Here is a 22,836-nt window from a genome sequence, read left to right as displayed (position 1 = left end):
GCGGAACAAGCCCGCCGCAGGCGGCAACGGCACTGCCCGGAAACTGCGACCGGAGTCCCAGAATCCGGTCGCGGCGCGGAACGCGCACAACATTCATACGCTGGGTGCATAATCCGCGCGCAGCGAAAGAATGTGAGGCATTCGGGTGGCAGAAAGCGGGGAGTGCGACATCCGGCTGCGCGCCGTGGTGGAGCTCGCGCAGGCGATGGCCGCGGCCCAGTCCCCCCTGGACTCCGTCGCCGCCGCCGCGGAGCGGGCCCGGGCGGCGCTGGGCGGCACCTTCGCGGCCATCTCGGCATGGGAGCGCGGGAACGGGCGGCTGCGCGTGCTGGTGAACGCGGGCGAGCTGGCCGAGGGCGAGGAGCGCTATCCGGAGGACGAGTCCTATCCGGTGCACGATTTCCCGGAGATCGCGGAGTTCCTGCACGAGGAGTGGGCCGGCGGCGGCCACGGGCCGCGCGCGTGGGTGGAGTGCGTGGAGGACGGGGCGGAGTCCGGCGCGTACGGCCTGGAGGGCACGTACCGCCACCTCGGCGCGGCCACCGGAGGCGGCTGGGAGCGGGTGGCCGCGCTGCGGCGGCGCGGGCGGGGCTGCTGCGTGGTCGCCCCGATCGTGCTGCACGGCCGGGCCTGGGGCGAGCTCTATGTGGCCCGCCCGCCCGGTGCGCCCGCCTTCGACCGTACGGACGCGGACTTCGCGACCGTGCTCGCCGCCGTGGCGGCGGCCGGGATCGCCCAGACCGAGCGGCTGGAGGAGGTCCGCCGCCTCGCCTTCACCGACCCCCTCACCGGCCTCGGCAACCGCCGCGCGGTCGACGCCCGCCTCGACGAGGCCGTGGAGCGGCACCTCGCGGAGGGCGTGGTCGTCAGCCTCGTGGTGTGCGACCTCAACGGCCTCAAGAGGGTCAACGACACCCTGGGCCACGCGGTCGGGGACCGGCTGCTGGAACGGTTCGGCTCGGTGCTGTCCCTGTGCGGGGCGATGCTGCCGGGGACGCTCGCGGCGCGGCTGGGCGGTGACGAGTTCTGTCTGCTGACGGTCGGGCCGACGGCCGACGAAGTGGTGCGCGTCGCCGATGAACTGTGCCGCCGGGCGGGCGGTCTGGAGCTCGGCGAGGGCGTCGCGTGCGGGGTCGCGTCCACGGGGGACCCGATCGGGCCGGTGCGCACGGCCCGGCGGCTCTTCCGGCTGGCGGACGCGGCGCAGTACCGCGCGAAGGCGGCGCTCGCCGAGAAGCCGGTCGTCGCCGGTCGCGACGGGCCGGGGGAGGCGGTGCTCGAGCTCGCGGACCACCCGCCGGTCCCGCCGCCCGCCGAACGGCGCCGCTTCCGCGGTCGCCGCGAGTAGCCGAAGCCGGCCTCGGAGTACGCCTGGTCGAAACGACTAGTGACAGGTGGCGATTCAGTCTCTAGGGTGCCTGAATATGGATATGCACACTGTGGTGGTGGGGACGGCCGGGACGACCGCGGAAGATGTGATCGCCGTGGCGCGTAACGGCGCGCGCGTCGTCGTGTCCGAAGAGGCGCTGGCCGCCGTCGCCGCCTCCCGGCAGGTCATCGACGACCTCGCCGCCAAGCCCGACCCCGTCTACGGCGTCTCCACCGGCTTCGGCGCCCTCGCCGTCCGCCACATCAGCCCCGACCTGCGCGCCCAGCTCCAGCGCAACATCGTGCGCTCGCACGCCGCCGGGATGGGCCCGCGCGTGGAGCGCGAGGTCGTCCGCGCGCTGATGTTCCTGCGGCTGAAGACGCTCGCCTCGGGGCGTACGGGCGTACGGCCCCTCGTCGTCGAGACGATGGCCGCGATCCTCAACGCGGGCATCACCCCGGTCGTGCACGAGTACGGCTCCCTCGGCTGCTCCGGCGACCTCGCGCCGCTCTCCCACTGCGCGCTCACCCTCATAGGAGAGGGCCAGGCGGAGGGCCCGGACGGCGTGCTGCGCCCGGCCGGCGAACTGCTCGCCGAGCACGGCATCGAGCCCGTCGAACTGCGCGAGAAGGAGGGGCTCGCGCTCCTCAACGGCACCGACGGCATGCTGGGCATGCTGGTCATGGCCTGCGCGGACCTCGCCCGGCTGATCACCTCGGCCGACGTCACCGCCGCGCTGTCCCTGGAGGCGCTGCTCGGCTCCGAGAAGGTGCTCGCGCCCGAGCTGCACACCATCCGCCCGCACCCGGGCCAGGGCGCGAGCGCGGACAACATGCTGCGCGTGCTGGCCGGTTCGGGGCTGACCGGGCACCACCAGGACGACGCGCCGCGGGTCCAGGACGCCTACTCCATCCGCTGCGCCCCGCAGGTCGCCGGCGCGGGCCGGGACACCCTCGCCCACGCCCGGCTGGTCGCCGACCGCGAGCTGGCCGCCGCCGTCGACAACCCCGTCGTGCTGCCCGACGGCCGGGTCGAGTCCAACGGCAACTTCCACGGCGCCCCCGTCGCGTACGTCCTGGACTTCCTCGCCATCGCCGCCGCCGATCTCGCCTCGATCGCCGAGCGGCGTACGGACCGGCTGCTGGACAAGAACCGCTCGCACGGCCTGCCGCCGTTCCTGGCCGGGGACCCGGGCGTCGACTCCGGTCTGATGATCGCGCAGTACACCCAGGCCGCCCTGGTCAGCGAGATGAAGCGGCTGGCCGTGCCGGCGTCCGTGGACTCCATCCCGTCCTCCGCGATGCAGGAGGACCATGTATCGATGGGGTGGTCCGCGGCGCGCAAGCTGCGTACGGCTGTTGACGCCCTCACCCGCGTCATCGCGGTCGAGCTGGTCGCCGCGACCCGCGCGATAGAGCTGCGTACGGGCCTGACGGCCGCGCCGGCGAGCCAGGCGGTGGTGAAGGCCGTCCGCGAAGCCGGTGTCGAGGGCCCCGGCGGGGACCGCTTCCTCGCCCCCGACCTGGCGGCGGCGGAGGAGTTCGTCCGCGCCGGGAAGCTGGTGGAGACCGTCGAGCCGGTGACCGGGCGACTGGCCTGACCGGCCCCTGAACGACCGCGGTCAGCGAGCCGTCGTGCGCGACCTGCGCACGGCGGCCGTGACCAGCGCACCGCCCGCCGCGACGAAGGCCACGCCCCCGAAGACGTACGGCGTGGTGTCCACGCTGCCCGTGTCCGCCAGGGAGAGCTGCTGGTCGGCGGCCGGATCGGCGGTCTGCTCCAGGCTGTGCCCGCGAGGGGCGGGCGCGGTCCGCTCGGGCGCCGCGTGCGCGCTCGGCATGAACCAGACAGCGCACAGGAGCGAGCCGGCGGCGACGGCGGTCAGCAGCGGGCGGCGTGCGGTCACGGAACGAATCCCCCTCGAAGTGGCGGAGGTTGAGGGGCCGGCAGCGCCGCACCGCCTCAACTGACCCGATGTTAGTGATACGAACGGGCCCGGGGGAAGCCGGAGAGTGGCCCGGAGACGCGTGAGCCGCGCCGGGACTCCCCGAACGAATGTCAAGGGGCCCTCGGCCCTGGTCCGGGCCGTCGCCTCGCCTGCATCATGGACAACACGGTCATACCAAGACCCCGGCTACCATGTCGGCCCTCTGAGGCGCTTTACTGGCGTGGTCTTCCCCACACTTCCCCGAGGGGTGGAACGGGCGAATCGGTAGAGACGTTCCTCAAGCAGTAGCCGGTATACGTGTTGCCCCACGATTCGGCTCGGGGATTCGGGGTCCAGGAGCAATGGAGAAGCGTGTGATGACGGACGGCAAGCGCCGCAAGGCCCTGGTGGCCGCGGCCGCTGTGCTCGGTGGTGTGCTGACCCTCGCCGCCTGTGGCGGTGGCGACGACGACGGCAAGAACGGCTCCGGCGGCAACAACGGCAAGGCGCAGAACAAGGTCGACGCCGCGGCCGCCAAGGAAGCCTCCAAGGCGCAGATCAAGATCGCGCAGAAGGACGGCTCGACCAACGCCGGGATCACCACCGACGCCGCCAAGGTCACCGTCAGTGACGGCGAGCTGACCAGCGTCAAGATGACCGACGACAAGGGCACTCCGGTCGAGGGCACGATATCGCCCGACAAGAAGTCGTGGCAGCCCGCCAAGCAGCTCGAGCGGTCCACCAAGTACAAGGTGGTCGTCGAGGCGAAGGACTCCGAGGGCCGCAAGGCGACGGAGAACTCCTCCTTCGCCACCGTCTCGCCCACCAACAGCTTCATCGGCTCCTTCACGCCGGAGGACGGCTCCACCGTCGGTGTCGGCATGCCGGTGTCGATCAACTTCGACAAGCCGATCAAGGACCGCAAGGCCGTCCAGTCGGGCATCACCGTCAACTCCAGCAGCGGCCAGAAGGTCGTCGGTCACTGGTTCGGTGACCAGCGCCTCGACTTCCGTCCGCAGGATTACTGGAAGGCCAACTCCGACGTCACCCTGAAGCTCGACCTCGACGGTGTCGAGGGTGCCCCGGGCATCAAGGGCGTGCAGAAGAAGACGGTCTCCTTCAAGATCGGTCACTCCCAGGTCTCCACGGTCGACGCGAAGACCCACCAGATGACGGTCGTCCGGGACGGCAAGACCCTCAAGACCATCCCGATCTCGGCCGGCAGTCCCGAGAACCCCACGTACAACGGCAAGATGGTGATCTCCGAGAAGTTCAAGGAGACCCGGATGGACGGCTCCACCGTCGGCTTCAGCAAGGCCGACGGCAAGGGCGAGTACGACATCAAGGACGTGCCGCACGCGATGCGCCTGTCCACGTCGGGCACGTTCATCCACGGCAACTACTGGGGCAGCGGCATCTTCGGCGTGGCCAACACCAGCCACGGCTGCGTCGGCCTGGAGGACAAGCAGGGCGCGGACGACCCGTCCACGTCGGGCGCCTGGTTCTTCAGCAACTCGCAGATCGGCGACGTCGTCGAGATCAAGAACTCCAACGACAAGACCATCGCTCCGGACAACGGCCTCAACGGCTGGAACATGGACTGGAACGCGTGGGTGGCGGGCAGTGCGACCGGCGCGTAGCGCCTGACCCGTATGCTCCGGCAGCGGCCCGCCCGGCGGAACTCTCCGCCGGGAGGGCCGCTGCCGTTTTCGGGTGCGGGCCCGTTGCCGCCTGCGGCGGGGGCGCCCTGCGGGCGCGTCCTCAAACTCCCCCAGCTACCGCTGGGAGGTGCCCCCACGGGCTGAGTTGCGCACCCCGGGGGTCCGGGGGTTTCCCCCGGTTTCGGGAAGGGGCGGGGCTGGGGAAAAATCCCGGCGACAGCCCGCACTTCGCGCACGTACCGTCCCCCGGATGAGCGATGAACTGACCGTGGTGCGACTGGATCCGTGCCCCACCGCCGCCGCCGACAACGGCCCGATGCGCGCCGTCAACAAGCTGCTCGGCTACCGCCCCGAGCGGTCGGTCGGGCTGTTCCAGGTGCGGCTCCCGTCCGGGTGACGTCCGGCCGCGGGTCCCCCTTCCGGGAGAATGGGGCGTACGGACGTTGACGTGCCCTTTCCCGTATCCCGTATCCCGGAAGTGAGACCCGTGGCCAAGCGAAGCGACCGGCAGCAGGAACGGCCCGGGGGCCGGCCCGAGCAGCCGCCCGGTGACGACGAGCTGCTCGCGGGCGTCGAGACCGCGCTGGCCGGGTTGCGCGGGCTGCGGGGGGACGCCCTCGACGACGCCGTCTACGCCGCCGCGTCGGCCCTGGCGGCCTCCCCGGCCGGTCCCGCCGCCGTCGGCCGCGTCCTGCTGCGCGCGGCCGCCAGGGCGCTGCGCCGGGCCTGGGAGGGCGGCTGGCAGCCCGCCGACGTGGTCCGGCTCGCGCGGCGGGAGCTGACCGCCGCGGAGGCCCGCTTCACCGTCGACGCCGTCGCGGCGGAGGCCCGGCGCTATGCCCCGGACACGCTCGGCGCGCGCTGGGCGGCACAGCTGCGGGACCTCGACGCCCGCGTGTGGTGGGAGGCGGACGAGGCCTTCCTGGACGGCTTCGCGGGGCGCGAGCGGCTCAGCCGCTTCGAGACGGTGGCCTGCGCGCTCGGCGCGCTGCGGCTGGCCGGCGGACTGCCCCGGATCGGTGCGGCCGGCCCGCTGCCGGGCGCCGGGCACCGGCCGGCGGACGCCCCCGCGGCCCCGCCGAAGATGCTCGCCCGGATCCGCGCGCTGCTGGCGAAGGCGGAGTCGACGCAGTTCGCGGAGGAGGCCGAGGCCCTGTCGGCCAAGGCCCAGCAGCTCATGGCGCGGCACTCCATGGACGAGGCGCTGCTCGCCGCCCACGCCACCGGCCCCGTGGACGGCCCCGGGGCCTGCCGGATCGGCGTCGAGGGCCCGTACAAATCCGCGAAGGCGCTGCTCCTCGACGCGGTGGCCGCCGCCAACCACTGCCAGTCGGTGTGGTCGAGCGACTACGACTTCTCGACGGTCGTCGGCTTCGACGCGGACCTCGAACTGGTGGAGCTGATGTACACCTCGCTGCTGGTGCAGGCCACCACGGCGATGGCGCGCGCGGGCGACGACCACCACGCCCGCGGCCGCTCCCGCCGCACCCGTGACTTCCGGCAGTCCTTCCTCATCGCCTACGCGGCCCGCATCCGCGACCGCCTGACGGTGGCCGCCCGGGCGGAGGAGGCGACCGAGACCGAGGTCCTGCCCGTGCTGGCGGCGCGGGAGGTGGCGGTCGGCGAGACGGCGGAACGCATGTTCCCGACGACGACGGCGCACCGCCTGAAGGGGCGCGACGCGGACGGCTGGGCCCGCGGCGAGGAAGCGGCGGACGCGGCGAAGCTGCGCTAGCGGTGCGGGGCTGTGGGGGGGCGGCTCGAACCACCTCGCTCACGGCGCGAAGTACGTACCCGGCGGCACCCCCACCCCCCTGCGGAACGCCGCCACGAACGCGCTCGGCGACCCGTACCCCACCCGCCGCGCCACCGCGGAGACCGTCGCGCCCCCGGCCAGCAGAGGCATCGCCGCCTGCAACCGCAGCTGCGTGCGCCACTGCCCGAACGTCATGCCCGTCTCCGACACGAACGCCCGGGCCAGCGTCCGGCCCGCCGCCCCCACGACCGTCCCCCACTCGGCCAGCGTGCGGTTGTCGGCCGGGTCCGCCCGCAGGGCCCGCGCGACGCGGCGCGCGCGGGGGTCGGCCGGCATGGGGGCGCGCACGGTCGTCACCGACACGGGGCGCAGCAGGTCGAGGACGACGCTCTCGGCGCGCCGTCGGGCCTCATCGGTGAGCGCGTCCGGGCCCTGCGCGAGATGGCCGATCAGCTCCCGCAACAGCCCCGGTACGGGCACGACTTGCGGCTCCCGCCACGCGATCGGGCAGCGGTCCGGCCAGAAGTACAGGCTGCGCAGCAGGGCCGTGCTCGTCGCGCCGGTGGAGTGCTCGGTGCCCGCGGGGATCCACAGGGCGACGGTCGACGGCAGCACCCACGTACGGCCGCGGGCCCGTACGGCCAGGACGCCGTGCGGCGCCCACGCGAGCTGATGCGCCCCGTGCGCGTGGCTGTCGAACCACTCGCCGCCGTCGAGCGCGAAGCTGCCCACGGCGACGGCGCCGCCGGGCGGGGCGACGAGTTGGCCGGTGCCCGCCTTGCCAGCGGCAGGGCGAGGGACGCCGTGCCGGTCGTCCGCGTTCAACCGGCCGTCCCAGGGCTGTCGCACACCCGGGGGCGGCTGTTGTCCTTTTGGCGACATGGGTTGACCTCCTGGCCCGTATCCGACACACCTGCCATCTTCCTAGCCTCGGAACATGCCGATGAACCTCATCCACCGCCGTCTCTGCTCCTCCGACAAGTGGGCCCGCGCCGTCGAGGACGAGCTGTTGCCCTGGGCCCTTGAGGGCGTGCCGCTGGGGCCCGACACGCTGGAGATCGGCCCGGGTTACGGCGCCACCACGCGCGTACTGCTCCGCCAGGTCGCCAACCTCAGCGCGGTGGAGGCCGACGCGGGCTACGCGGCGCGCCTGCGGCGCGAGTTCGACGGCCGTGTCGAGGTCATCCACGGCGACGGCGCGGACCTCCCGCTGCCCGACACCCGCTTCGACTCCGTCGCCTGCTTCACGATGCTCCACCACGTGCCGTCGCCCGCCGCGCAGGACCGCCTCTTCGCCGAGGCCCACCGCGTGCTGCGCCCCGGTGGCCTCTTCACCGGCTGCGACGCCCTCAGCAGCTGGGGCTTCCGGCTGCTCCACCTCGGCGACACCTGTGTGCCCGTACCCCCGCGGACCCTGCCCGCGCGCCTGCGCGCGGCGGGCTTCGCCGACTGCGAAGTCACCCTGGGCAAGGGCAGCTTCCGCTTCCTGGCGTACCGGCGGTGAGCGTTCGCCCCGGGCGGAACGCGATCGGTTCTGCGCCGGGCGCCGCCCTTCTACCCTTGAGGGGTGACCAGCCACGCGTCGAACCGAGCCCGTGTCGTCCCGCTGCGCCCGGCCGAGGAGGCCCCGGCGGCAGGGGCCAAGGAGCCGCTGTGGCGGCACGTCGTCGGTGACGTCCTGCGCCGTGAACGCCTCGCGCAGGAACGCACGCTCAAGGACGTGGCCGACGCCGCGCGCATCTCGATGCCGTATCTCTCCGAGCTCGAACGCGGCCGCAAGGAGGCGTCGTCCGAGGTGCTCGCCGCCGCCGCGCACGCGCTCGGCCTCACCCTGGCCGACCTCCTCATCCTGGCCCAGGGCGAGCTCGTCCGCCTCGCGTCCGCCGGACGCGGCGGCTCCACGGTGACCTCCCTCCGCGCGCCGGTGGCCCGGCGGCAGGGCGAGGTGCGCCTCGCCGCCTGACCGGCGGCCGTACCCCCGCTGAACGACGGCCGCCGGATCCCGCGGGCGTATCAGGCGGCCGGCCGCCTCCGGTCGAGCACTTGGTCGGCCAGCCCGTACGCCACCGCCTCGTGCGCCGTGAAGACCTTGTCGCGGTCCATGTCCGCGCGCAGCGTCGCCACGTCGTGGTGCGTGTGCCGGGAGAGGACCTCCTCGACCTGCGAGCGGACCCGCAGCATCTCCTTGGCCTGGAGGGCCAGATCCGAGACCGTCCCCTGGTGGCCGCCGCTCGCGGGCTGCCCCAGCAGGACCCGGGAGTGTTCGAGGATGAACCGCCGCCCCGGGTCCCCTCCGGCCAGCAGCACCGCCGCGGTCGAGACCGCCTGTCCGACGCAGAACGTCGAGATCGGCGAGCCGATGAACGTCATCGTGTCGTAGATCGCCATGAGGGAAGTGAACGAGCCGCCGGGGGAGTTGAGATAGATCGCGATCTCGGCTTCCGGGTTCGACGATTCCAGGTGGAGCAGCTGGGCGATGACGACGTTCGCGACGCCGTCGTCGATCTCCGTCCCGAGGAAGATGATCCGCTCGGACAGCAGCCGGCTGTAGATGTCGTACGCCCGCTCACCGTTGGAGGTGCGCTCGACGACGGTCGGGATCGTGTACTGGCTCATCTCAGATCCCCATCCGCCGACGCGAACCGGCCGGGCGGACGTCGTCGAGCGATTCGACGACGCGGTCCACCATGCCGTACTCCTTCGCCTGCCCGGCCGTGAACCACCGGTCGCGGTCGCTGTCCCGGGAGATCGCCTCCTCGCTCTGCCCGGTGTGCCGCGCGGTGATCCGCTCAATGGCCTTCTTGGTGAACTCCAGGTTCTCCGCCTGGATCTCGATGTCGGCGACGGTCCCGCCGATGCCCGCGGACGGCTGGTGCATCATGATCCGGGCGTTGGGCAGGGCATAGCGCTTGCCCTCCGTCCCCACGGTGAGCAGGAACTGCCCCATGCTCGCGGCGAAGCCCATGGCGAGCGTGGAGACGTCGTTCGGGATCAGCCGCATCGTGTCGTAGATCGCGAGCCCCGCCGTCACCGACCCTCCGGGGCTGTTGATGCAGAGGCTGATGTCGGTCCGCGGGTCCTCCGCGGAGAGCAGGAGCAGCTGCGCGCAGACGCGGTTCGCGGAGACCTCGTCCACCTGGGTGCCGAGGAAGATGATGCGCTGCGCGAGGAGTTGGGCGGCGAGGTGGTCGTCGAACCGCGAAGGAGGAGTCTCCCCCTCGGCGGCTCGCGGGGCGAGGGCCGGATCCCATCCGGCGGTGAGCGTGGACATACGGTGCCTCCTCGGGACGTACGCGACTCTCCCGGCCGCGCCCTCCCACTCTCGGCCCCCACCGGCCCTGACGTCAGCTTTCTCTGCCCGTGGCAGATCTGCCGAGGGCAGAGCGCGCGGGGGCGCCAACCGGCTTCCGCGGAAAGCCCCGAGCCCCGTCTGCGGGAGCAGACGGGGCTCGGTGAAGACCGGTGCCGCCGCCTTTACCCAGCAGGCAGTTCGGCCTCGATGAGGTCAGCCGCCCGCCGGGTGCCGCCCTCCGCAGCCATCTCCCGCTGGATGGCCGTGAGGCGGCGTCCCACTTCCGGATCGGCGACGAGCGCGAGCACCGCCGCCCGGAGGGTGGCGGCGTCCGCCTGGTCCATCGGGAGGTGGCGGGCCACGCCGAGCCCCTGGAGCATGTCCGCGTTGCCGAACTGGTCGACGGCCTGGGGGACGGCCACCATGGGAGTGGCGGTGGCCAGGCCCTCCTGGCTGCCTCCCGCGCCGGCGTGCGTGATGAAGGCATCGGCCTTCCTCAGGACCGCCAACTGTGGCACCCAGTCGTGCACTTCGACGTTCCCGGGGATCTCCCCGAGCTCGTCGGCGGTGACGTGCTTGCCCACCTGGAGCACGATGTGCCAGCCCGGCAGGTCGCCGAACGCCTTGACGCACTCGCGGTAGAAACCGGGCTGCTTGGTGAAGGACGAGCCGAGCGAGACGAGCAGCACACGCTCGGCGTCCGCGGGACGCTCCCAGTTGCCCTGCGCCGTGCGGTCGCCCTGGCAGGCGCCGACAAAGGAATGGACGTTCTCGTCGACCCGGTCGGCATGCGGCTGCAGCGCCTTGGGGATGAGCACGATCGACCGGCCGGGTCGCCCGACGAACGGATCGGGATGCTGCGTGATCCCGTTCTCCGCCAGCCAGTTGGTGAACTTCTCGTAGTACGCCCTGCCGCGCTCGGTCTCCCTGGGCTCTGCCCATATCGGCTCGGCGACCTCCTCCTCGTACCCCTCCCACGCGACGAGGTTCGGCGAGAGGGAGATCGCGGGCACACCCCAGCGGTGAGCGAGGACGCGTGCCGGATACGAGGTGATGTCGTGCAGTACGAGGTCCGGCTCGTCCCCTTGGTACGCCTCGACGAGCTGTGGCAGCGCCTGGATCGCGTCGTCCAGGAACGGCTCGACGTTGTCGAGGAGCGTGGTCCCCCACGCCGACGGGTCGCTGTCGGGCGACGGCAGCGTCGTGCGGTACAGGACCGGCTCGGCACCGGTCTCGGCGATCTCCTTCTCCAGGCGGGGAGGAATCGCGTACGTGACGCGGTGCCCTCGGGCGACGAGCTCCCGGATCACTTCGAGGCTCGGGTTCACATGCCCATAGGCGGCGATGGAGAACATGGCGATATGGGCGCGTTTGCCTTGCTTTTGGGCCGTCATGCCCTCAAGCTAAGGGAGACGAGACGTCTCGTTCAACTTCTTTTTGGTCTGCCGCTTCGGGCGCCATGCCGATGGGGCGGCTCACGCAAACCTTCTTCACTTACTTCAAGGGCGCGCCTGCGGCGCGCCGGGCGGCCGGGCCGCCCCGGTCCGGGCTGCGGCCTGGCGGCCGGTCCCGGCCGGGCGCCCCACCGCCGGCAACGCAGGGCTACCGGCGGTGCGAAGGCGTCCGCCCTGGCGAGACCTGCCCAGCGCGCCGGGGTCTTTCAGGCCGCCCACGAGCGCCTGATCGGGTGGGTCGCGGACGGAACACGGGAACGCATCCTCGCGGCGGTACTCACTGCGGCAATGGCCAAGAGGGGAAGCTCGGTATTGACATTGACCATGCGGTCAATAATATTGGCCGCATGGTCAATAGCGTTGGGATGCAAGCACGCACACCTCATCGACTCGGTGCCGTCAGTGCACTGGTGTGGGGCTACGTCGCAGCCACGGCCGCAACCCTCGTGGCGCTGGCGCTCCTGGCGTCCACGGCGCCGGGGCAGGCGACTGAGGAGGCATGGGGGCACGCCCTGATCGTCATGTTCTTCGCGGTCCTCCTTCTGGTGCGACTCCGGGCGGCCCGGTCGGGCAGCACCAGGGCGGTACGGGCACTCGGCATCATCGCTGCGGCGCTGCTCGTCGTGAACCTGGTGGAAGCCGCCCTGCCGGACGCCTTCCCAGAGTGGATGCGGGTCGAGATGGTGGCGATCGCTCTCTGGATGGCGGCACTGCTTATCCTGGTCCGCCGTTCGGCGCGCCGCTGACCGGCGTACTGACCCGCAAGGAATGATGCTGTGAACACGCCCCACTCGGAACCTCGCCCACGCACCCGCCAGCGCCTCAGCGAGGAAGTGCGCCGGACACAGATCATCAAGGCCACCGTCGCGGTGGTCGCTGAACTCGGCTACGAGAGCGCCTCTTTGGCCCGGATTGCCGAGCGGGCGGAGGTCTCCAAAGGTCTGGTCTCGCACTACTTCACGGACAAGGATCACCTGATGGAAACGGCCGCCAGGACCACTCTGGCGACCACGAGACAGGCCATCGCAGACTCTCTCGTCCTGACCGATCCGGTCCCCGAGGTCCTTCGCGCCGCGATTCGCCGTGCGGCCAATCTGGGTACAACGCACCAGGATGAGCTGACCGCGATGCGACAGATCAGCACCAATCTGCGTAAGGCCGACGGCACCCCACGGCTCGGCCTCACCGACTACGAGCAGACCTACCAAGGCCAGGAAGCCCTGTTCCGGCGCGGTCAGGAAGAGGGCACACTCCGCAGCTTCGACACCCGGGTCATGGCGGTCACCTACCAGGGAGCCATCGACACGATGCTCACCTACCTCCACGACCATCCCGAGGCCGACGTCCACCACTATGCGGACGCCCTCGCCGACCTCATTGTCGCGGCCATCAGCCTCCCCCCAACGGCCACTTGACGCTCTTTATCACGGCCGTCACCCTGCTGACCACGGGAGTGGCGTAGGAGCGACGGTATGAGCAGCGGATGGCGCCGGACTCGCCGAGCAGGATCCAGGCCACCGGGCACCACTCAACTGACCTTTCCGAAGCGTGCAGCCAGCCGGGTTACCTCCACGGCCGCCGCCGTCGACAGCTCCAGCCGCACCACCCCGAGCCATCCGCCGCCGAGCCCGCCCGCAGCCGCACCCCGGACGCCTCCAGGCCCGCCGACACCAGCGCCGCACCGAGCTCCGCCGCCGCGTCACGCGCCGCAGCCCAGCCCATCACGTAGTCCACCCCGCGTACCCACAGCGCCGCGTCCGGGTCGAACTCCTCAGCCCCGAACTCCACGTCGCCGATCTCGAACGCCTTATCACCCGGCCGGACCACCCTTCTCGACTGCGGCCGCCGAAGCCGGCGCGGGAGCGGACGACGCGGTCGGCTTCCTGGACGATGCCGCCACGAGTGATCCCGGTGATGGCGCCACCGACCCCGAGTTCGTCGCCGCGCTCATCGAAAGCCAGCTGCCCGAGCAGTACAAGGGCGCGAACTTCTTCGGCGCCCGCTCCAGCATCCCGCCCGCCGTGCAGCACGCGCAGAGCATCGCGCGGCTGCTGGAGACCGCCACCGGTACGTCCCGGCAATCGCTCTTGCGCACCGGCGGCCGGGTCGCCGAGTTCATCGGCTGGCTGTACCAGGACCTTGGGGACTTCCGCCGTGCCGCCCTGTGGTCCGACCGCTCGATGGAATGGGCCCAGGAGGCCGCGGACGACCACATGCAGTCGTACATCCTGTTCCGCAAGAGCCACCAGGCCACCGCCAGGTCCAGCGCGGAGCGCGCCGTCGGACTGGCACGGGCCGCCCAGCGACTGCCGGACCTCACGCCGCAGATCACGGCTCTCGCCGCCCAGCAAGAAGCCCAGGGCCACGCTCGCCAAGTTCGACGAGGCCCATGCATTCGCATCCGAGCCCCCTGCTGCCGGGCCGGTCACGACGGTGGATACCTCGTACTGCACGCCGACGTACATCGAGATCCAGCGCGCCAACTGCTGGATCGATCTCGGCGACCCGCACAGGGCGATCGAGCTCTTCGAGGGCCAGCTGGCCGGGCATCAGTTCGTGGCCTGACGAGCTCAGATTTGATGAGAGATGCTGAACTCATGGACGAATTGATCACGCAAGCCACCACCGGCGACGAGCGTCGACGCGGCCCCGCCGTCGCCGTCCTCCCCGTGGGCAGCTTCGAACAGCACGGCGACCACCTGCCCTTGATCACCGACACGGCCATCGCCTGCCTGATCGCCCGCCGCCTCGCCGATGACCACGACCTGTTCCTCCTGCCGCCCATCACCATCACCTGCTCCCACGAGCACGCCCCCATGGCGGGCACCGTGAGCATCGGCGCCGCCACGCTGTACGCGATGGTCAACGACATCTGGAGATCACTCGAAGCCTCCGGCCACCCCGGACTGATCATCGTGAACGGCCACGGCGGCAACTACGTCCTGTCCAACGTCGTCCAGGAGCTCAACGTCGACGGCCCCCGCGTCGCCCTCTTCCCCGTCAGCGAGGACCGCGCCCAGGCCCGCGCGGACGCGGCGCTGGAGAGCAGCGGGGCCGAAGACATGCACGGCGGCGAGTTCGAGGTCTCACTCCTCCTCCACGGCGCGCCCCACCTCGTCCACGACGGCATTGAGGCGGACGACCACTCGGCACCCAAGCGCCCGCACCTGCTCACCCTGGGCATGCAGGGCTACACGACCAACGGCATCATCGGCCGGCCGTCGTTGGCGACGGCGGCCAAGGGGAAGGCGCTCCTGGACAGCTTCTCGCGGTCAGCGAGTTCCCACTTGAACGTGATCAGCCAGCGCTAACGGCAACGATCGACGTCTCCTTCCCACCGGGCGTACCGGAGAGGAGGAGCGCCGATCGCCGTTCTCGCGTCAGGCGCAGCGTCAGCCGTCCGCCTTGGCCACGCCCACGGGGCACGAGACGCCCGTGCCGCCGATGCCGCAGTAGCCCGTGGGGTTCTTGTCCAAGTACTGCTGGTGGTACGGCTCCGCCGCGTAGAACGGGCCCGCCGGGAGGATTTCCGTGGTGATGGCGCCGTAGCCCGAGGAGCGGAGGACCGACTGGTAGGCGTCGCGGGACGCCTCCGCCGTCGACTGGTGCGCGGGGGAGTGGGTGTAGATCGCGGAGCGGTACTGCGTGCCCCTGTCGTTGCCCTGGCGGAAGCCCTGGGTGGGGTCGTGGGACTCCCAGAAGAGCTTCAGCAGGGACTCGTAGGAGACCGCCGACGGGTCGAAGACGACGCGCACGGCCTCCGTGTGGCCGGTGAGACCGCTGCACACCTCTTCGTAGGCCGGGTTCGGCGTGTGGCCGCCCTGATAGCCGACCAGCGTCGTCCACACACCCGGCGTCTGCCAGAACTTGCGCTCGGCGCCCCAGAAGCAGCCCAGGGCGAAGTCGGCGACGACCAGGCCCTCGGGGTAGGGGCCGGCCAGCGGGTTGCCCAGGACGGTGTGGCGTCCGGGGAGCCGGAATTCCGGTTCCGGGCGGCCCTTGAGGGCCTCGTCCGGGGTCGGCAGGCGGGTTTCGTGGCGCGAGAACAGCATGGCGGCGGCTCCAAGGGAGGTGGCGTCCTCCCTACAACGTACGAGAGCGGAGGCCGATTCCCGTTCTCAGCGCCCGCCCGACTGCTCCCAGCCCGCAACGGCCAGCGCGCGGTACGTCGCGTACGCCGCGACCGGGTCCGCCTCGTACGACCACGGCACCGCGCCGATGTGCCCGTCGACCGCGCGCAGCTGCTCCATCGCCTCCGCGTACCGCTCGGCCCGGACCAGGAACCAGACCAGCAGATGGCGCACGTGCGGCAGTACGGGGTGGTCGGCGGGCGCGCCCGCCACCGCGAACTGGGCTCCCGCGATCGCCTCGGACACGACGGTGCCGAGGAACGCGTCGCGGGACAGCATGTCCGGCAGGTGGTCGTGGACGGCGAAGAGCGGGAGGGCCGGCAGCAGGCTGCCGGACGGCGCGGACGCGGCGGCGCGGCGGGCGAAGGCGTCGGCCTGTTCCCGCGAGCCGTGCCACTTCGCGCTCCAGTAGCGCAGGGCGGCCAGGTGTGCCCCCATGTGGTGTGGCGCGCGGCTGACGACCGTCTCCCAGACGGACTGGAATTCCGCTTCGCTGGCGCCGAGCCCCCGCGCGACGCCCAGCTGGACGATGTACGGCACGGGGTCGCCCGGGGCCAGCAGGGCGGCCTCCCCGCACACCGTGCGGGCCTCCTCCAGGATCATCCGGTAGTCCTGCGAGGACGGGTCGCGCAGCGCCTGCTGGACCAGGAACTCCGCCTGCACGGCCGCGCCGCCCGCGTCCTTCGGGGCCACGACCCGCCAGTGCCGCAGCCACATCCCGCCGGTGCCCGGAGCCTGGGCCAGCTCATGGGCGGCCGCGCCCGCCAGGGTCTGCACGCGCTGCCAGCGCAGCTCGGCGTCCGTGGTGGCGTCCGTGCGGGTCAGGAGCTCGGCGGCGGGCTTCCAGTCCTGTGTGCGGCTCGCCTCCTCGACGGCCGCGAGCAGCTGCGGGTCGGGCCCGGGCAGGCGCACGTCGAGCTGCTCGGCGGGGACGAAGCCGTACGCCCCGGCCGGGTCGACGGCCGCCTGGTGCCCCTGGAGGACGTCCTGCCCGGCGCGCCTGCGGCGCAGCGCGGGGACGACCAGGACGCCGCAGATGACGACGACGGCGAACAGGATGAACAGATACTCCATGGGCTTTCCTGACAGAACGGGGCAGAAACGGGAGACAGGGCGGAGGTGAGCATGGCGGCCCTCTGAGTGACAACGCCGCAGACCCGCGGATCGTTCATCCTCCAGTTACAAATGACAGGAGTGTTCACGTGAACGGGGTACTACCCTCGGTGTAATGAGCGACCAGCACTCTTTTGAAACCCTCGCCATCCACGCAGGTCAGGAGGCGGATCCGCTGACCGGGGCCGTGGTCCCGCCCATCTACCAAGTCTCCACCTACAAGCAGGACGGCGTCGGCGGCCTGCGCAACGGCTACGAGTACAGCCGCAGTGCCAACCCCACGCGCACCGCGCTGGAGGAGAACCTGGCGGCGCTGGAGGGCGGCCGCCGCGGCCTCGCCTTCGCGTCGGGCCTGGCGGCCGAGGACTGCCTGCTGCGTACGCTCCTGTCGCCCGGCGACCACGTCGTCATCCCGGACGACGCCTACGGCGGAACGTTCCGGCTCTTCGCCAAGGTCATCAGCCGCTGGGGCGTCGAGTGGTCGGTGGCCAACACCTCGGACCCGGCGGCGGTGCGGGCCGCGATCACGCCCCGCACGAAGGCCGTCTGGGTCGAGACGCCGTCCAACCCGCTGCTCGGCATCACCGACATCGCGGCCGTCGCGGGCGTCGCCCACGAGGCCGGTGCGAAGCTGGTCGTCGACAACACCTTCGCCAGCCCCTACCTGCAGCAGCCGCTGTCGCTGGGCGCGGACGTCGTCGTCCACTCCACCACGAAGTACATGGGCGGCCACTCCGACGTCGTCGGCGGTGCGCTCATCACGGCGGACGCCACGCTGGCCGAGGAGCTGGCGTACCACCAGAACGCGATGGGCGCCGTCGCGGGCCCGTTCGACTCCTGGCTGACGCTGCGGGGCATCAAGACGCTGGCCGTCCGCATGGACCGGCACAGCGCCAACGCGGAGCGCGTGGCCGAGATGCTCGTCTCGCACCCGAAGGTGACCCAGGTCTTCTACCCGGGTCTGCCGGAGCACGCGCTGCACGAGGTCGCGGCCAAGCAGATGCGCGCCTTCGGCGGCATGGTGTCCTTCCGCGTCGCGGGCGGCGAGGCGGCGGCGGTCGAGGTCTGCAACCGCGCCCAGCTGTTCACCCTCGGTGAGTCCCTGGGCGGCGTGGAGTCGCTCATCGAGCACCCGGGCCGGATGACGCACGCGTCCACGGCCGGCTCCCCGCTGGAGGTCCCCGCGGACCTCGTGCGCCTGTCGGTCGGCATCGAGTCGGCGGACGACCTCCTGGCCGACCTGGCGCAGGCGCTGGGCTAGCCGAAGCCCGCCTTTCCCCGGACGCCGTGCCACCCCAAGGGAGCCGGCGTCCGCGGAAGCGGCGCTGACGGGCGCTGCCAAGTGCCACCAAGTCGCCACCAGTGGTTACCAGTCGCGCAGCGGCGGCGCCACGTCCACCGGCGGTACGGCCCAGGGCCTCGCGGTCGCCGCCCACACACAGAACACCGCCAGCGCGACCACCAGCAGCCCCCACGCCGCCACCCGCACGGCCCGCCGTCTGCGCAGCAGGCGACGGCCCCGCTCAGCCGCCCGCAGGGCCAGGTCCGGCGGCAGCGCCGGATGCGGGCTCTCCAGCATCCTGCGTATCTCGTCTTCCTTGCGGTCGTACGGGCTCACGGCACACCCGAGGGCGTCCGGCGGCTGCGCAGGACGGCGACCGCGCGCGTGCACAGGACGCGTACGCGCTCCGCGGGCAGGCCAAGGCAGGCCGCGACCTGTTCCTCGGCGACGCCTTCGTGGAGGCGCAGCACGAGCACCAGCCGCTCCCGCGGAGCGAGGCGTTCCAGGACGCCGCCGCGGGTGTGGCGATAGCGCCGGGCGGAGCGCGCGAAACGGGCCGCGAGTTCCTGCCGCGCATGGTCGTACGGGTCCTCGCCGCGCAGCCGGTCCCAGCAGGCGTAGGTGTCGGCCAGAGCGGCCGTCAACAGCCGCTCGGCGGCCTCGTACGGGCCCGCGCCGGCCGGGCCGGTCTCCCCGGTGAGCAGGACGGCGGCACGCAGCAGCCTGCCGCCCGCGCCCCCGACGAACGTCTCGAACTCCCGGGCGCGGCGGCGCTCCCTGGCCGCCTGTCGCTCTCGCACCGCGCCTCCGCGCGCTCCTGTTCGTAGGCACCAGGAGAGGGCAGACGGCGGCGCCCGGTCAAGAGGTCGTCAAGAAGTGGGGGCGACCGGGAGGAGCGCGTCGGAGAGTGCGGAGTTGAAGCGGGTGAGCAGGTTGCAGAAGACGTCACGCTCGTCCTCGGTCCAGCCCTCGGTGACGAGGGCCATCAGCTCGCGACGCGAGGCCCGTACCTCGTCGAGGCGGGCCTTGCCGCGGGGGGAGAGCTGGAGGACGACGGCGCGGCCGTCCTCGGGGTGCGAGGTGCGCTTGACGAGGCCGGTGTCGACCAGCGGCGCCACCTGGCGGGTGACGGTCGAGGAGTCGATGCCCATGCCCGCGGCGAGCGCCTTGACACCCATCGGGCCTTCCTGGTCTAGGCGGTTGAGCAGCAGATACGCGGCGCGGTCCATGGAGTTGCGGACCTGGCCTACACCGCCGAGCCGGGTCTGTTCGGCGCGGCGGGCGAAGACGGCCACCTGGTGCTGGAGGGCGTCGAGGACGCCTGGGGCGAGGTCGGTCGTCATGTCCGAAGGGGTGGGCATGGCCTGGGGCTCACTTCGTGCGGCGGGCAGGGAATCGCTGAGGATTGGGGGACAGAGTACGCGGCCGGAAGGGCGCCCGTACGGGCGCTTCGCAAACCGCTCGGTATGCGGTGTCATGCGTGGTCGCGTACGCCTCGCCGTACGCCGTGCCGGTATGTCGTGCTGTATCCCTCCTGCGTCGGTCGTCACAGGTGCGAGCTGCGAGACTGGGCGGCATGGCTGCACGAGTTGGTGACGAGGACGGCCTCGGGGCGTCCGCCATGTCCGACGTATCCGCTCAGTCGGGTGCGGTTCCGCCGATGTCCGGCGCGTCCGTGCCGGATGTCTCCCTCGACGAGGTGCTCGACGCCCAGAAGATGCTCTCCGGGGTGGCCCGGACCACCGTGCTCGGGAGCAGCCGCTTCCTGTCCGGGCTGGTCGGAACGCCGGTCCACCTGAAATGCGAGAACCTCCAGCGGACGGGCTCCTTCAAGGTGCGCGGCGCGTATGTGCGCATCGCGGGGCTCTCCGAACAGGAGCGCGCGGCGGGCGTGGTGGCCGCCAGCGCGGGCAACCACGCGCAGGGCGTGGCCCTGGCGGCCGCGCTCCTGGGCGTGCGCTCCACGGTGTTCATGCCGGAGGGCGCGCCCCTGCCGAAGGTCGCCGCGACCCGGGAGTACGGTGCCGAGGTGCGCCTCTACGGGCAGATCGTGGACGAGACGATGCGGGCCGCGCAGGAGTACGCGCGGTCGACCGGCGCGGTCTTCATCCACCCCTTCGACCACCCGGACGTCATCGCGGGCCAGGGCACGGTGGGCCTGGAGATCCTGGAGCAGTGCCCCGAGGTGCGCACCATCGTGGTGGGCATCGGCGGTGGCGGGCTGGCCGCGGGCATCGCGGTGGCGGTGAAGGCGCTGCGGCCCGACGTACGGATCGTGGGGGTCCAGGCCGCGGGCGCGGCCGCCTACCCGCCCTCGCTGGCCGCCGGGCACCCGGTTTCGGTCGAGGCGCCGGCGACGATGGCGGACGGCATCAAGGTGGGGCGGCCCGGCGAGGTGCCGTTCCGCATCATCGCGGAGCTGGTGGACGAGGTCCGCACGGTCTCCGAGGACGAGCTCTCCAGCGCGCTGCTGCTCCTCCTCGAGCGGGCGAAGCTGGTGGTGGAGCCGGCCGGGGCGAGCCCGGTGGCGGCGCTGCTGTCCGACCCCGGGTCGTTCGAGGGGCCCGTGGTCGCGGTGCTGTCGGGCGGCAATGTGGACCCGCTGCTGATGCAGCGCATCCTGCGGCACGGCATGGCGGCCGCGGGCCGCTATCTGTCGCTGCGGCTGCGGCTGACGGACCGCCCCGGGGCGCTGGCCGCGCTCCTGGAGGTGCTGTCGGAGGTCGACGCGAACGTCCTCGACGTGAGCCATGTGCGGACCGATCCGCGGCTCGGGCTCACGGAGGCGGAGGTGGAGTTGCACCTGGAGACCAAGGGGCCTGAGCACTGCGCCGAGGTGGGTTCGGCCTTGCGGGACGCGGGATATCTGGTCATGGACTGATCCGGCGAGGGAGGTTCATTCACAGGGCGGAACGACTACTACGAACGTAAAATCGCGTAATACGTCACCCAAACGGGGAGAACCTCCATGCCAGGCGCCATTTTTGCCGAAGGCCTGGTCAAGACTTTCGGCGATGTCAGGGCTCTGGACGGCGTCGATCTCGACGTACCGGAAGGAACCGTTCTAGGACTGCTCGGCCCCAACGGCGCCGGCAAGACCACCGCCGTACGTGTGCTCACCACGCTCCTCCAGCCGGACTCGGGAACGGCCGTGGTGGCGGGCATCGACGTACTGAAGAAACCCAACGAGGTCCGCCGCGCCATCGGACTCTCCGGCCAATTCGCCGCCGTCGACGAATATCTGACGGGCCGTGAGAATCTGCGGATGGTCGGCCAGCTCTACCAGATGAGCGCGCGCGACGCGAAGGCCCGCGCGGGCGAACTGCTGGAGCGCTTCCATCTCGCCGACGCCGCGGACCGCATCGCCAAGACCTATTCCGGCGGCATGCGCCGCCGTCTCGACCTCGCCGCGGCCCTGGTCGTCAGCCCGCCCGTGATGTTCATGGACGAGCCGACCACCGGCCTCGACCCGCGCAACCGCCAGGAGCTGTGGGAGGTCATCCAGGAGCTCGTCGCCGGGGGCACGACCCTGCTGCTCACCACGCAGTATCTGGAGGAGGCCGATCACCTCGCGCACGACATCGCGGTGGTCGACCACGGCAAGGTCATCGCGCGCGGCACCTCCGACGAGCTCAAGGCCCGCACGGGCGGCGAGCGCGTCGAGGTCGTCGTGCACGCGCCCGAGCACATCGGCGTCGCCGACGAGGTCCTGCGCGGCTTCGGCAAGGGCGACTCCAAGATCGAGGCACACACCCGCAAGGTCACCGTCCCGGTCTCCGGCGGCGCCAAACTGCTCGTCGAGGTCATCAGAGAGCTCGACGGGCGCGGCATCGAGATCGACGACATCGCGCTGCGCCGCCCGACACTGGACGACGTCTTCATCTCGCTCACGGGGCACGCCGCCGTGAGCGAGGAGGAGCAGGACGGGAAGGAGGCGGTCTCGTGAGCACCCTCAGCGGCGCCGCCGGCAGGGCCGTGACACCCGGGGCGCTCGGCGGTGTCGGCCAGTCCGTGCGCGACTCCCTCGTCGTCGCCAAGCGCAATCTGATCCGGATGGCGCGGATCCCGGAGGTGGTCATCTTCGGGCTGATCCAGCCGATCATGTTCGTGGTGCTGTTCAGCTATGTCTTCGGCGGCTCGATCGCCGTGGGCGGCAACACCGACCCCTCCGCCTACCGGCAGTTCCTGATGGCGGGCATTTTCGCCCAGACCGTGACCTTCGCCACGGCGGGCGCGGGCGCGGGCATCGCCGACGACATGCACAAGGGGCTCATCGACCGCTTCCGGTCGCTGCCGATGGCGCGCGGGGCCGTGCTCACGGGCCGTACGCTCGCGGACCTGGTGCAGACCGCGCTGACGCTGGTGGTGCTGGCGGTCGTCGCGGTGATCGTGGGGTGGCGGACGCACGCGGGCATCCCCAAGGCGGTGGCGGGCTTCGCCCTGCTGCTCCTGCTCGGCTACGCCTTCTCCTGGATCGGCGCCCTGATCGGGCTGTCCGTCCGCACCCCGGAGGCGGCCACCTCGGGAGGGCTGATCTGGCTCTTCCCGCTGACCTTCATCTCGAACGCGTTCGTGCCGTCCGACAACATGCCGATGGTGCTGCGCAACATCGCCGAGTGGAACCCCTTCAGCGCGACCGTGCAGGCGGCCCGGCGGCTCTTCGGCAATCTGCCGGACGGCTATCCGGTGCCGTCCGCGTGGCCGATGCAGCACCCGGTGTGGGCCTCACTGATCTGGTCGGTGCTGATCATCGTGGCCTTCCGGACGCTGTCGGTGCGCAAATACCGCTCGGCCACCGCCTGAGCGGCCCCCGGCACGCGAAGAGCCCCGGACCCATGAGGGATCCGGGGCT

27 protein-coding genes are annotated in these 22,836 nt (G+C 71.8%); 15 read left to right on the top strand and 12 right to left on the bottom strand.

Annotated elements, in window-relative coordinates:
* Positions 1–205: 205 nt before the first annotated feature.
* Together ABD269_RS04630 and hutH are read left to right on the top strand one after the other, a co-directional pair.
* Positions 206–1,348 carry a GGDEF domain-containing protein gene (locus ABD269_RS04630; RefSeq protein WP_344116522.1) on the top strand — a complete coding sequence of 381 codons (1,143 nt, stop codon included), beginning with the start codon at positions 206–208 and terminating at the stop codon, positions 1,346–1,348.
* Between the two features lie 76 nt (positions 1,349–1,424).
* Entirely contained in the window at positions 1,425–2,969 is a 1,545-nt protein-coding gene (gene hutH / locus ABD269_RS04625; RefSeq protein ID WP_344116284.1) for a histidine ammonia-lyase, read from the top strand.
* A gap of 21 nt (positions 2,970–2,990) precedes the next feature.
* Here hutH and ABD269_RS04620 read toward each other — a convergent pair whose 3' ends face one another.
* Positions 2,991–3,275 carry a hypothetical protein gene (locus ABD269_RS04620; protein ID WP_301892798.1) on the bottom strand — a complete coding sequence of 95 codons (285 nt, stop codon included), beginning with the start codon at positions 3,273–3,275 and terminating at the stop codon, positions 2,991–2,993.
* Positions 3,276–3,658: 383 nt separating this feature from the next.
* Between ABD269_RS04620 and ABD269_RS04615 the strand changes: the two genes are divergently transcribed.
* From ABD269_RS04615 to ABD269_RS04605, 3 genes are all read left to right on the top strand, one after another.
* Positions 3,659–4,936 (top strand): L,D-transpeptidase, encoded by a 1,278-nt coding sequence (locus ABD269_RS04615; protein ID WP_301892797.1) that lies wholly within the window; start codon positions 3,659–3,661, stop codon positions 4,934–4,936.
* 271 nt (positions 4,937–5,207) lie between these two features.
* Positions 5,208–5,354, top strand: a complete 147-nt coding sequence (locus tag ABD269_RS04610; protein ID WP_344116280.1) for a hypothetical protein — start codon at positions 5,208–5,210, stop codon at positions 5,352–5,354.
* A 90-nt stretch (positions 5,355–5,444) separates the two neighbouring features.
* Complete coding sequence (locus tag ABD269_RS04605; protein ID WP_344116277.1) at positions 5,445–6,692, top strand: DUF2786 domain-containing protein; 1,248 nt, start codon at positions 5,445–5,447, stop codon at positions 6,690–6,692.
* 39 nt (positions 6,693–6,731) lie between these two features.
* On the opposite strand, the gene ABD269_RS04600 is transcribed toward ABD269_RS04605, so the two are convergent.
* The gene (locus ABD269_RS04600; protein ID WP_344116275.1) at positions 6,732–7,595 is read right to left on the bottom strand and encodes a helix-turn-helix domain-containing protein; all 864 of its coding nucleotides are present in this window, start codon (positions 7,593–7,595) and stop codon (positions 6,732–6,734) included.
* 55 nt (positions 7,596–7,650) lie between these two features.
* On the opposite strand from ABD269_RS04600, the gene ABD269_RS04595 reads away from it, so the two are divergent.
* The gene (locus ABD269_RS04595) at positions 7,651–8,217 is read left to right on the top strand and encodes a class I SAM-dependent methyltransferase (RefSeq protein ID WP_344116273.1); all 567 of its coding nucleotides are present in this window, start codon (positions 7,651–7,653) and stop codon (positions 8,215–8,217) included.
* A gap of 63 nt (positions 8,218–8,280) precedes the next feature.
* Entirely contained in the window at positions 8,281–8,676 is a 396-nt protein-coding gene (locus ABD269_RS04590) for a helix-turn-helix domain-containing protein (protein WP_344116271.1), read from the top strand.
* A gap of 50 nt (positions 8,677–8,726) precedes the next feature.
* Here the strand turns inward: ABD269_RS04590 and ABD269_RS04585 are convergent, their stop codons facing one another.
* The 3 genes from ABD269_RS04585 to mgt all read right to left on the bottom strand — a co-directional run bounded on the left by ABD269_RS04585 (position 8,727) and on the right by mgt (position 11,399).
* Entirely contained in the window at positions 8,727–9,329 is a 603-nt protein-coding gene (locus tag ABD269_RS04585; protein ID WP_344116269.1) for a ClpP family protease, read from the bottom strand.
* A 1-nt stretch (position 9,330) separates the two neighbouring features.
* Positions 9,331–9,984 (bottom strand): ATP-dependent Clp protease proteolytic subunit, encoded by a 654-nt coding sequence (locus ABD269_RS04580; protein WP_344116267.1) that lies wholly within the window; start codon positions 9,982–9,984, stop codon positions 9,331–9,333.
* Between the two features lie 203 nt (positions 9,985–10,187).
* Positions 10,188–11,399, bottom strand: a complete 1,212-nt coding sequence (mgt, locus tag ABD269_RS04575) for a macrolide-inactivating glycosyltransferase (protein WP_344116265.1) — start codon at positions 11,397–11,399, stop codon at positions 10,188–10,190.
* A gap of 407 nt (positions 11,400–11,806) precedes the next feature.
* Between mgt and ABD269_RS04565 the strand changes: the two genes are divergently transcribed.
* Both ABD269_RS04565 and ABD269_RS04560 read left to right on the top strand, forming a co-directional pair.
* On the top strand, positions 11,807–12,205 hold the full coding sequence (locus ABD269_RS04565) for a hypothetical protein (RefSeq protein ID WP_344116543.1): 399 nt from the start codon (positions 11,807–11,809) through the stop codon (positions 12,203–12,205).
* A gap of 30 nt (positions 12,206–12,235) precedes the next feature.
* Complete coding sequence (locus ABD269_RS04560) at positions 12,236–12,874, top strand: TetR/AcrR family transcriptional regulator (RefSeq protein WP_344116264.1); 639 nt, start codon at positions 12,236–12,238, stop codon at positions 12,872–12,874.
* 148 nt (positions 12,875–13,022) lie between these two features.
* Here the strand turns inward: ABD269_RS04560 and ABD269_RS04555 are convergent, their stop codons facing one another.
* Positions 13,023–13,247, bottom strand: a complete 225-nt coding sequence (locus ABD269_RS04555) for a hypothetical protein (RefSeq protein WP_344116262.1) — start codon at positions 13,245–13,247, stop codon at positions 13,023–13,025.
* A gap of 22 nt (positions 13,248–13,269) precedes the next feature.
* On the bottom strand, positions 13,270–13,578 hold the full coding sequence (locus ABD269_RS04550; RefSeq protein WP_301892785.1) for a hypothetical protein: 309 nt from the start codon (positions 13,576–13,578) through the stop codon (positions 13,270–13,272).
* Positions 13,579–13,892: 314 nt separating this feature from the next.
* On the opposite strand from ABD269_RS04550, the gene ABD269_RS04545 reads away from it, so the two are divergent.
* On the top strand, positions 13,893–14,024 hold the full coding sequence (locus ABD269_RS04545) for a tetratricopeptide repeat protein (protein WP_301892784.1): 132 nt from the start codon (positions 13,893–13,895) through the stop codon (positions 14,022–14,024).
* 32 nt (positions 14,025–14,056) lie between these two features.
* On the top strand, positions 14,057–14,770 hold the full coding sequence (locus ABD269_RS04540; protein WP_344116259.1) for a creatininase family protein: 714 nt from the start codon (positions 14,057–14,059) through the stop codon (positions 14,768–14,770).
* Between the two features lie 81 nt (positions 14,771–14,851).
* Here the strand turns inward: ABD269_RS04540 and msrA are convergent, their stop codons facing one another.
* The gene (gene msrA / locus ABD269_RS04535) at positions 14,852–15,511 is read right to left on the bottom strand and encodes a peptide-methionine (S)-S-oxide reductase MsrA (protein ID WP_301892782.1); all 660 of its coding nucleotides are present in this window, start codon (positions 15,509–15,511) and stop codon (positions 14,852–14,854) included.
* 66 nt (positions 15,512–15,577) lie between these two features.
* A complete protein-coding gene (locus ABD269_RS04530) occupies positions 15,578–16,663 on the bottom strand; it encodes a hypothetical protein (protein WP_344116256.1) in 1,086 nt (361 codons plus the stop codon).
* 154 nt (positions 16,664–16,817) lie between these two features.
* Here ABD269_RS04530 and ABD269_RS04525 point away from each other — a divergent pair, with 154 nt between their 5' ends.
* A complete protein-coding gene (locus ABD269_RS04525; RefSeq protein ID WP_344116254.1) occupies positions 16,818–17,963 on the top strand; it encodes a cystathionine gamma-synthase in 1,146 nt (381 codons plus the stop codon).
* 105 nt (positions 17,964–18,068) lie between these two features.
* Here ABD269_RS04525 and ABD269_RS04520 read toward each other — a convergent pair whose 3' ends face one another.
* The 3 genes from ABD269_RS04520 to ABD269_RS04510 form a co-directional block, all read right to left on the bottom strand.
* The gene (locus tag ABD269_RS04520; RefSeq protein ID WP_344116252.1) at positions 18,069–18,320 is read right to left on the bottom strand and encodes a hypothetical protein; all 252 of its coding nucleotides are present in this window, start codon (positions 18,318–18,320) and stop codon (positions 18,069–18,071) included.
* The gene (locus ABD269_RS04515) at positions 18,317–18,784 is read right to left on the bottom strand and encodes a sigma factor-like helix-turn-helix DNA-binding protein (RefSeq protein ID WP_344116250.1); all 468 of its coding nucleotides are present in this window, start codon (positions 18,782–18,784) and stop codon (positions 18,317–18,319) included. Before ABD269_RS04515 ends, ABD269_RS04520 begins: the two co-directional genes overlap by 4 nt.
* Positions 18,785–18,853: 69 nt before the next feature.
* Positions 18,854–19,345, bottom strand: a complete 492-nt coding sequence (locus ABD269_RS04510) for a MarR family winged helix-turn-helix transcriptional regulator (protein ID WP_301892777.1) — start codon at positions 19,343–19,345, stop codon at positions 18,854–18,856.
* Between the two features lie 299 nt (positions 19,346–19,644).
* On the opposite strand from ABD269_RS04510, the gene ilvA reads away from it, so the two are divergent.
* The 3 genes from ilvA to ABD269_RS04495 all read left to right on the top strand — a co-directional run bounded on the left by ilvA (position 19,645) and on the right by ABD269_RS04495 (position 22,787).
* A complete protein-coding gene (ilvA, locus tag ABD269_RS04505) occupies positions 19,645–20,865 on the top strand; it encodes a threonine ammonia-lyase (RefSeq protein WP_301894348.1) in 1,221 nt (406 codons plus the stop codon).
* An 87-nt stretch (positions 20,866–20,952) separates the two neighbouring features.
* Positions 20,953–21,930, top strand: coding sequence for an ATP-binding cassette domain-containing protein (locus tag ABD269_RS04500; protein WP_344116247.1), 978 nt, complete (start codon positions 20,953–20,955; stop codon positions 21,928–21,930).
* A complete protein-coding gene (locus ABD269_RS04495) occupies positions 21,927–22,787 on the top strand; it encodes an ABC transporter permease (protein WP_344116245.1) in 861 nt (286 codons plus the stop codon). The genes ABD269_RS04500 and ABD269_RS04495 overlap by 4 nt, the downstream gene beginning before the upstream one ends.
* Positions 22,788–22,836: the final 49 nt, after the last annotated feature.

Source organism: Streptomyces blastmyceticus, from assembly GCF_039521185.1.
Classification (GTDB): Bacteria; Actinomycetota; Actinomycetes; order Streptomycetales; family Streptomycetaceae; genus Streptomyces; species Streptomyces blastmyceticus.
The sequence above is the reverse complement of the archived record's forward strand: the minus strand, read 5'-3'. Positions and strand labels throughout refer to the sequence as shown.